The following is a 3,275-nucleotide window of genomic DNA, read 5'->3' on the forward strand; positions in this document are numbered from 1 at the left end:
TGCGCAAATTCGCTATTACGTCGATGCCGAGCAGCCACTATATTGCGCTGGGAGTTTTAAATGCGAAGGATTAGGTATTGCCTTATTTAACCGTTTAGAAGGTGACGATCCAAATAGTTTAATTGGACTACCATTGATCAAGCTTATTGATTTACTTTCACAGCACGGAGTAGATGTTCTCAGCCAAGCACCAGAATGCTCAATCAATTAATATTGATACCAAATCTAATAAGGGTGTATTCGTTAAGGTAATAACGTTTGCGCTTGATATGGTGACGATAAGAGGTTTAACACCTAGATAAACTAAGCAGCATATAAAGGCTTATGTTTTACAGCGTCGAACATTTATGATTCAACGCTGTATTACGTCTCTGGCAAAGCATCATCCAGAAAAATTAAAGGTAGTCATGTATCGCCAGAGGCTGGTCGACAATCGCACGTGGGTTTAACGTTTTTAATCTAGCTTCATTATGGGCACCATAACTCACACCAATACTCGCCATGCCAGCATTATTGGCCATGGTTAAATCATGAATGGAATCTCCAATCATGATGGCTCTATCGGCAGCAATATCGAAATGCCTCAATAATGAATGCAGCATCTCAGGGTGCGGTTTACTTTTAGCGTCATCTGCACAACGCGTCGCATGAAAATACTGCCCTAAACCTGTTAATGCTAATACCTTGTCTAGACCATCTCGTCCTTTACCCGTCGCCACAGCTAATTGATAACCTGCTGCATGTAAATTACTAATGAGCAATTCTACTCCCTCGAAAAGAGGCGTAGGCTGCTCATTGGCAAAATGATGACGTCGATAACAATCAATAATCTGTTGATGGTTTTGATGACCAGCAAATAAAATTGGCATAATTTTTGGTAAAGATAAGCCTATGACATCTCTTATTTGTTGCTCAGAAGGTATAGGCAAAATTAATTCTTGTGCGACATGTTGCATACAAGACACTATTTTACCTACGGTATCCATTAGCGTGCCGTCCCAGTCGAAAATGACCAGTTCATAAGCTTTATCTCTAATGTTCAATATCATGCCCTACTTCATTTGCATATATCTGTGGTTTTACACTCTTTTCAATTTTTCAAGAGTGCTCAATAACACTGGGTCTAATGGTGCTTTAACTTGCATTGTTTCATCATTTTCTGGATGAGTAAATTTAAGCTCAGCTGCGTGTAAAAACAGACGGTCTAACCCTAAAGCACGCATGCTGTCGTCAAATTGTTGCTCGCTGTATTTATCATCACAAGCAATTGCATGCCCTGCATACTGACAATGTACTCGTATTTGATGAGTTCGCCCTGTAACAGGACTGGCTTTAACTAAAGTACACCCTTGGTAACGCTGCATGATCTTATAGCGGGTTTCTGACTCTTTACCCTCTTTGTTAACCCGAACGATTCTCTCGCCCGACTTTAAGGTAATTTTTAATAACGGTGCTTTGACCACTTTATCACTTGCTTGCCATTCACCACGCACCAAGGCTAAATAATCTTTTTGCATGGTTTTACTGCGTAATTGCTCATGTAAATGCTTTAGTGCACTACGCTTCTTAGCCACAAGCAGCACACCAGAGGTATCTTTATCTAATCGATGTACTAACTCTAAAAACTTTTGTTGTGGCCGCAGTGAACGTAATCCTTCAATCACACCATAATCGACACCGCTGCCACCATGTACAGCAATACCAGCAGGCTTGTTTAACACAATCAGATGATTATCTTCATGGATAATACGATCTTCAAGCTGTGACACTCTGGATAAATTAGGTGATGGCGCCTTGCGATTGTCTTTTTCAGCAACACGAACAGGCGGTACCCTTACAATGTCACCAATTTGTAATTTGTATTCAGGCTTGATGCGTTTTTTATTTACCCGCACCTCTCCTTTGCGCACAATCCGATAGATCATGCTTTTGGGTACGCCTTTTAATTTAGTCAGCAAAAAATTATCGATTCGTTGTTCAAAATGATCTTCGTCGATAGTCACGTATTCAACTTGGGGGGTAGTTTCAGTATTCATGATGCGCCATATAGTGGGAACCCCGATAGTGTACCTTATCTTGTAAATGCTTGGCTATTGCCACATGGAGCTTGAAATAAATACATGAAAGAATATGGGCTTTTGATTGCTGAAAATAACGATTGTTGCTATATTTGCCCACAGGTTGAGAGTAAACAGTGGATAAAGTGTTCACAACTTTCACCAAATGCGAAAAACTAACAGTTAAAGAAATGAACTTAACCGGTAGCAACTCATTGATTTGCAAATTGTATTAATTGAAAAACGACAAAAACCGTTTATACAATTAAACCGTAAGTTTTGAATAAAGATTTTAATTTAACTGTGGTAAATCGCCCCTAATTCGAACAACATTTTAGCTTGTTATCAAACAAACCGATTCGACTTGGGCATTAACGGATTAAAATACCATAATTTATGGGGTTGGTTGTTAGTCAACCAATTCCTTGTTTTTGTAAACATTAGAAAATAAGCCATAAATAGGATGCGACACGCAGTGACTGCGTTTTACAGTAATGAGCACCTAATTGCCTGGATCTAACCGTGAGGTTATACCGATTAATTCAGGCCCGTAATGCAGAAAAAATCGTGTTGTTTGATGACCTCATTTAGAAGAATCACGTCATCATGAAACGTATGTTAATTAATGCAACTCAATCAGAAGAGTTGCGCGTAGCCCTAGTAGATGGGCAAGAACTGTATGATTTAGACATTGAAAGTCCTGGTCATGAACAGAAAAAATCAAATATCTATAAAGGTAAAATCACTCGAGTAGAACCGTCACTGGAAGCCGCATTTGTTGACTACGGTGCAGATCGTCATGGTTTTTTACCCCTCAAAGAAATTGGTCGCGAATACTTCCCTAAAGGTTATTCATTCCAAGGCCGCCCAAACATTAAAGAAGTGGTGCAAGAAGGCCAAGAAGTCATCGTTCAAATCGATAAAGAAGAACGAGGCAACAAAGGCGCCGCACTAACTACCTTTATTAGTCTTGCTGGTTCTTATTTAGTATTAATGCCAAATAACCCTCGTGCTGGCGGTATTTCTCGTCGCATCGAAGGTGATGAGCGTACAGAGCTAAAAGAAGCAATGGCAGAGCTAGACGTACCAAATGGTATGGGCTTGATTGTGCGTACTGCTGGTGTAGGCAAAGAATCAACAGAGCTAAAGTGGGACTTAAAAGTACTACAACATCATTGGGATGCTATTCAAGAAGCGGCTCAAAGTAAAGCCGCTCCA

At 40.0% G+C, this 3,275-nt stretch carries 4 protein-coding genes; 2 read left to right on the forward strand and 2 right to left on the reverse strand.

The features are described 5' to 3' along the window. Window positions 1–211: Maf family protein (locus tag H5202_RS19480; RefSeq protein ID WP_182773522.1), on the forward strand; the 211-nt coding region annotated here is incomplete at its 5' end. 184 nt (window positions 212–395) lie between these two features. Here H5202_RS19480 and H5202_RS19485 read toward each other — a convergent pair. Beyond that, the gene (locus tag H5202_RS19485) at window positions 396–1,049 is read right to left on the reverse strand and encodes an HAD-IIIA family hydrolase (protein WP_182773523.1); all 654 of its coding nucleotides are present in this window, start codon (window positions 1,047–1,049) and stop codon (window positions 396–398) included. A 30-nt stretch (window positions 1,050–1,079) separates the two neighbouring features. Further along, on the reverse strand, window positions 1,080–2,036 hold the full coding sequence (rluC, locus tag H5202_RS19490; protein WP_182773524.1) for a 23S rRNA pseudouridine(955/2504/2580) synthase RluC: 957 nt from the start codon (window positions 2,034–2,036) through the stop codon (window positions 1,080–1,082). A 627-nt stretch (window positions 2,037–2,663) separates the two neighbouring features. Here rluC and H5202_RS19495 point away from each other — a divergent pair. After that, on the forward strand, window positions 2,664–3,275 hold a 612-nt coding region (locus tag H5202_RS19495), incomplete at its 3' end, for a ribonuclease E/G (RefSeq protein ID WP_182773525.1).

The sequence above is a fragment of the Shewanella sp. SG41-4 genome, from assembly GCF_014164505.1.
In the GTDB taxonomy this organism is placed as follows: Bacteria; Pseudomonadota; Gammaproteobacteria; order Enterobacterales; family Shewanellaceae; genus Shewanella.